Origin of the sequence: Actinophytocola sp., assembly GCF_035712165.1 — a bacterium.
Lineage (GTDB): Bacteria > Actinomycetota > Actinomycetes > Mycobacteriales > Pseudonocardiaceae > DASYTH01.
In genome coordinates, this window is record NZ_DASTBH010000564.1 from 1 (window position 1) to 5,137 (window position 5,137).

General features: G+C 70.5%; 4 protein-coding genes. 3 read left to right on the forward strand and 1 reads right to left on the reverse strand.

Going from position 1 to position 5,137, the window contains the following annotated elements; all coding sequences use genetic code 11:
* A partial coding sequence (locus VFO68_RS32865) for a heavy metal translocating P-type ATPase (RefSeq protein WP_325162329.1) occupies positions 1–2,124 on the reverse strand: 2,124 nt, incomplete at its 3' end.
* Positions 2,125–2,205: 81 nt separating this feature from the next.
* On the opposite strand from VFO68_RS32865, the gene VFO68_RS32870 reads away from it, so the two are divergent.
* The 3 genes from VFO68_RS32870 to VFO68_RS32880 all read left to right on the forward strand — a co-directional run bounded on the left by VFO68_RS32870 (position 2,206) and on the right by VFO68_RS32880 (position 5,112).
* Entirely contained in the window at positions 2,206–3,180 is a 975-nt protein-coding gene (locus VFO68_RS32870) for an alpha/beta hydrolase (protein WP_325162330.1), read from the forward strand.
* A gap of 178 nt (positions 3,181–3,358) precedes the next feature.
* Positions 3,359–3,904 carry an RICIN domain-containing protein gene (locus tag VFO68_RS32875; protein WP_325162331.1) on the forward strand — a complete coding sequence of 182 codons (546 nt, stop codon included), beginning with the start codon at positions 3,359–3,361 and terminating at the stop codon, positions 3,902–3,904.
* Positions 3,905–4,542: 638 nt separating this feature from the next.
* The gene (locus VFO68_RS32880; protein ID WP_325162332.1) at positions 4,543–5,112 is read left to right on the forward strand and encodes an Ig domain-containing protein; all 570 of its coding nucleotides are present in this window, start codon (positions 4,543–4,545) and stop codon (positions 5,110–5,112) included.
* The last annotated feature ends 25 nt before the right edge of the window (positions 5,113–5,137 follow it).

Below are 5,137 nucleotides of genomic sequence, written 5' to 3' on the forward strand. Positions count from 1 at the left end.
GCCGATGGCCGGGCTGAGCGTGATTCCGGCCCAGGCGAGGACCCCGGCCGCCAGGGGGATGGCGATGATGTTGTAGCCGGCGGCCCAGGCCAGGTTCTGGATCATCTTGCGGTACGACGCCCGGGACAGCCGGATCACGCCGGTGACGCCGCGCGGGTCGGAGGAGGCGAGCACGACGCCGGCCGACTCGATGGCCACGTCGGTGCCGGCCCCGATGGCCAGGCCGACGTCGGCGCGGGCCAGCGCGGGGGCGTCGTTGACGCCGTCGCCGACCATCGCCACCGTCAAGCCGCGAGCTTGCAGGTCGGCCACGGCCTTGTCCTTGTCGGCCGGGAGGACCTCGGCGAAGACCTCGTCCACGCCGGGGCGGAATCCCAGGTCGGCGGCGACGGCCTCGGCGACCGGCCGGGCGTCGCCGGTGATCATCACGATCTTCTTGACGCCCTGCTCGCGCAGTTGGGCGATGGCCTGGCGGGCCTCGGGGCGGACCTCGTCCTCGAGGGCGAACGCACCGAGCACCTCCGGCTGGCCGGACCGGGCCGCCGATTGCGGCAGGCGGATCAGGTGCAGCACCGCCGCACCGCGCCGCGACCAACCGTCGGTCCGCTCCGCCAGTTCGGCCGGCACGCGGACGTCCAGTTCGCGGAGCAGGGCCGGTCCGCCCACGGCGTACGCGGTGTCGCCCACCGTGGCCTGTACGCCGCGGCCGGTCAGCGACCGGAAGTCCCGGGCGCTGGCCCGCAGCCCGCGGTCGGCGGCCACCTTGACGATCGCCTTCGCGAGCGGGTGTTCGCTGTCGGCCTCCACCGCGGCGGCGGTGCGCAGCACGTCGTCCTCGGTGATCGCGGATGTGGCGGCCATGGCGGTGACGGTGTGCGCGCCCTTGGTCAGGGTGCCGGTCTTGTCGAACAGCACCGCGTCGACGGTGCGCATCCGTTCCAGGGCGAGGCGGTCCTTGACCAGGATGCCGGCCTTGGCCGATACGGCCGTGGACAGCGCGATCACCAGCGGGATGGCCAGCCCGAGGGCGTGCGGGCAGGCGATCACCAGCACGGTCACCGTGCGGACCACGGACTGGTCGAGGTCGCCGAGCGCCCACCACACGACGAACGTGACCAGGGCGGCGGCGGTGGCGATGTAGAACAGCATCGCGGCGAACCGGTCGGCGAGCACCTGGGCCCGCCCGCTGGACGCCTGCGCCTGCGCGACGAGCCGGCCGATGCCGGCCAGCGCGGTGTCCTCACCGACGGCGTCCACCTGGACCCGTAGCGCCGAGTCGGTGGCCACCGTGCCGGCGACGACCCGGTCGCCGAGGCCGCGCGGCACCGGCCGCGACTCGCCGGTAATCATCGACTCGTCCAGCTCAGCCGACCCGTCGACGATGCGGCCGTCGGCGGGCACCCGGGCACCGGAGCGGACCAGCACGGTGTCACCGACGCGCAGGTCGCCGACGAGAACGCGACGCACGGTCCCGTCGGGATCGACCACCTCGGCATCGTCGGGCAGCAACGCCGCCAGCGCCGCCAGCGCCCCCTGGGCCTGGCCGATCGCCTTCATCTCCTGCCAGTGCCCGAGCAGCATGATGGTCACCAGGGCGGCCAGCTCCCACCAGAAGTCCAGGTCGAACAGGCCGAACGTCGTGGCCAGCGACGCGACGTAGGCGACGGTGATGGCCATCGAGATCAGCAACATCATGCCCGGCGCGCGGTCGCGGATCTCGCGCACGCCGCCGACGAGGAACGGCCAGCCGCCGTAGAAGAACACGACCGAACCCAGCACCGGGCCGACCCAGTCGATGCCGGGGAAGTCGAGGGTGTAGCCGAACCAGTCCATCACCATGTCGCTGGTGACGACGATGGGCACGGTCAGGGCGAGACTGAGCCAGAACTTGCGGCGGAACTGCTCCGGGTCGTGCCCGGCGTGCTTGTCATGGCCCTGATGCCCACCGTGCCCGGCGGGACCGCCGCCACCGGCGTGCGGTTCGTGGTCGAGGTGACGGCTCGACGACCGGTGCTCCGGGTGCCCACCAGCGGTCGTCGAAGCCGCATCGAGGTGCTGGCCGTGCGGGCCGCCGGTCGGTGCTGTCGCGGTCGAACTGTCGCGGCTGGTGTGCTGGTGCTCCATCGGTACCACCTCCGGACACGAACATATACCCCCCTGGGGTATAGCGCAACTGTTTGCCGTTCGTGGACGTAACCTGGGGCGGTGCAGTACGCCGACTGGGGTGAGCGCGCCACTCGCTGGTCCGGAATTCGCAGCGAGACAGTCGATGTGCGCGGCACGAAGGCGCACTACCTGGTGACTGATCAGACGCGGACGTCGGAAGTGCCGGTTCACCTGCTCGTTCCCAACCCGGCCAACAGCGCCTCGAACTGGCTCGACGTGCTCGCGGAACTGCGACCACACGCGAACGCGATCGCGGTAGACCTGCCCGGCACGATCGCCGGCCACACCGCGCTGCCGAACCGGCGCGCGGCGAGCATCGAAGCCAACGTGCTGTTCTTGCGCGATTTCGCTGAGGCACTCGATCTCGATCGGGTCGTGGTTCACGGCTGGTCGGCGGGCGGGGTGATTGCGTTGCTGTTCGCCGACCAGGCGCCCGAACGGGTCGCCGGGCTCGTGTTGGTGGTGCCGGCACTTCCTCCCCCGCTGAGCGACGGCGAGGCGCGCATGTGGAGAACCCTTGGCAGGGCGGGGTTGGCCGTCGTCGCGGCGGTCACCCTGGTGCTGTTCCGCGTTTCGGGGCGGCGCATCCTCGCGGCGCAACTGCGGGTACTGGAAAACCCCGCGTCGATCGCGGGCAGAAAATGGAACACGGGCGGTGACCTGACGAGAATGTCGCCGGAAATCGCCAGTCTCATGCGGGACGAGATGTCGGCGGTCGAGCCGCCGCGCTTGGCGAGCGCGGTCACGGTGTATGCCTCGCTGATGTCGCTGATGTTCGTCAGGCGGCGACCCCTGCTCGACGCGATGCGCCGGGTCGCGTCGCCGAGTCTCCTTGTCTGGGGCGATGAGGATCGCCTCACTCCCCGCGCGTCGATCGATGACTGGACGGCGCAGCGGCCCGACTGGAACCTGGCGGTCCTCCACCGCGTGGGTCACGCGCCGCCGTTCGAAGTCCCCGCCGACTACGCTCGCACGGTTGTCGACTGGTGTGGTCCACGGGTTCACGACCGGTAGAGCCGACCCGTACATCGCCAAACCCGGCCACTTCAATCCGGACGCGACGGTCCAGCGACGAATGGCCGGCAATCTACCGCGACAAGGTGCCCGGACGAGTGCTGAGCCGATTGTGACGCCACGATGACATCGACGGTGAGCCTAGGGCCGATACACCCTATCCGTTGAGGAGTCGGCCATGCCCAAGTATCACCTCGTCCAGCGGCTCGCGGGCCTCGTAGTGGCGGCGGCGGTCACCGTAGCCGTCACGGTCATCGCCGCGCTTGCCACGCCGTCGCCCGCTCAGGCGGGGCCGAACTGGATCCGCATCAACGCATTCCACAGCAACCTCGTCGCCACGATCCCGGCACCCTGGACGACGAACAACCTCGTGGCCCAACAGCAGCCGTACAGCGTCAACGCGCGGAACGGTCACTGGCAGGAGGTCGCAGTCCCCAACGCCCCGGGGATGGTCCAGTTCGTGAACCGGAGAAGCGCTCAGTGCCTCGGCCTTGGCGTCGCTGTCTTCACCCCGGGGGAGCTGATCGACCAGAATCCGTGCAACGCAAGCGACCCGACCCAGTGGTGGTACCTCGAGCAGGATCCGCTGCAGCCCGCGTACCGCATCTACAACGGGGCCAGTTGGATGGCGATGACCGTGGAGAACGGCTCCGTCCTGGCGGGCGCCCGATTCGTCCAGCGGCCGTTCGTCGGTGGCGCCAATCAACTCATGCAGATCTGGTAACGGCACGCCACCCGCGCCGGGCTCGGGCGTCGCATCCCCGGTTCCGAAGCTGGACCGCGGGCCGATGAGCAGGCACTCTCGCGGTCGCCGATGAAGCTGCGCGGTCACCGGCGGACGGCGACGCGACGCCGCGGGCGGGCTGCACGCTCACGGCGTACAGCTGCCACGGGCGGTTCCCCGCGGGCATACGTGGAACCTACCCATGTCTTGTCCCGTTCCTGCTTACGGCCCCGGTCCGGGTGCGGCGCACCGCCGGCGAGGGACGAGCCACGCCCGCCGCCGGTCGGAAGGCGCGGGTTTCCGGGCGCCCGGAATGACCGCCTCACCGCCAACTTAAGTGGCGGGCACCCATGTCCGACGGGTGACCGGATGGAAGCGTCGTCCGCGTACCGCGGGCGACCGCGCCGGTGCCGGCGGGCGGTCACGGCGGCTTCAACCCACTTTCAGCGCACTCTGTCGCCGTCTCGAACCGACGTCAGGAAGGACTGCGTGGCATGAACATCGGACGATGGCTCCTGCGTCGGGGGCCGCTGATCGTAGCGACGCTGGCCATGACGGGGGCGGCGGTCATCGCCCCCGTACCCGCGTCGGCCGGCGCCGCCAACATCTTCTGCAACTTGTCGTCACCTTACCCACAGGTGAACGCGGCCAGGACGCTCGTCACCGCCGACGCGCACGTCACCTGCTTCGGTGGCGTGCCCTCGGGCATCAACCTGTCGCTCGACCTCGCCCGCGACGGCGTGATCGTGGCCTCGACCCTGACCGGCGGGAGCGCGGTGGTGGTCGCGTCCTGCGTGCCCGGCAACTACGTGGCGACGGCCTGGGCCACCATCTGGTATCCGTTCGGCAACATCCCGGCATCCGACTCCATCCGGTGGCAGAGCCCGAGCGTCTACATCAGTTGCACCGCGCCACCCGTCCCCACCACACCCGTCGTGGCCAACCCCGGCAACCAGTCGACGCTCCTGCGCACCTCCGCCACCCTGCAGATGACCGCCACCGGCGGAACTTCCCCCTACACCTGGTCGGCCACCGGCCTGCCCACCGGTCTGTCGATCAACCCGAGCACAGGCCTGATCAGCGGCACCGTCACGCAGTACGCCGCCTACACCGTCACGGTCACCGCGGTGGACACGGCCGGCCGCGCCGGCAGTGCCCAGTTCGGCTGGCGCGTCAGGCTTGGCGCCTGCGGCAGCCGGAGGTGCTGAAGCCTGTCCAGCGGATCATCGAAGC